Below are 681 nucleotides of genomic sequence, written 5' to 3' on the forward strand. Positions count from 1 at the left end.
GTCCGCGGCACGGCTCCGGGCGATGGCCGCGGAGTCGGCTCCCCGCCGGCCGATTCCCAGGGAGGCGGTCAGCCGCTCCCGCAGCTCCCGCAGGGCGGCCCCGATCAGGCCGTCCGACTTCTCCCCGGACATGCGCAGTTCGAGACCCAGGAGCAGGTGGAGCATCACGGCCAGGAGCACGGGCCCGAGGACCACTCGGACCGGTCCGCCGACCCCGCCGGACACCTGAAAAGCGGGGATGGCCTGCACGAGTACGGCGGCGTAGGCCAGATACGCGGGTCCCTTGGTCCGGGTGGCCCACGCGTACACCGTGAGCGCCACGATGGCCGCCTCGGCCACCCCGCACAGGAGAGCGCGCTCCACGTCGTTGGTGATGTTCAGTGCGTCCCCGAGGAACCGGAACGAGGTGTCAGCGGACATGCCGAGGGCCAGGGCGGCGGGGGCGAGCAGGCCCAACGTCGCGGCCTTGGTACGGGACATGTGCGGCATGGCGGGGACCTACTTCCTCTTGCTCTGTACGACGACGCTCTGGACGACCTTGACCGAAAGTGTGTCGCTTCCCGGCCTCTTGCGGCACAGAAGCGCCAGGGCTACCGCCAGAACCACGGCTCCGCCCAGGTAGGGGGCCGCCGCCGACACGGCCGACACGGCGGCCCCGAGGGCGAGCGACAGCCCCCAGAC

Annotated in this window: 1 protein-coding gene and 1 pseudogene; both read right to left on the reverse strand. The window is 71.8% G+C overall.

Features of this window, described 5'->3' with window-relative positions:
• Positions 1-480, reverse strand: a pseudogene (locus ADL29_RS07455) (hypothetical protein); the annotation flags it as partial.
• 18 nt (positions 481-498) lie between these two features.
• The coding region (locus ADL29_RS44455) for a hypothetical protein (RefSeq protein ID WP_211274264.1) at positions 499-681 on the reverse strand (183 nt) is incomplete at its 5' end.

This window comes from Streptomyces chattanoogensis (assembly GCF_001294335.1).
Lineage (GTDB): Bacteria > Actinomycetota > Actinomycetes > Streptomycetales > Streptomycetaceae > Streptomyces > Streptomyces chattanoogensis.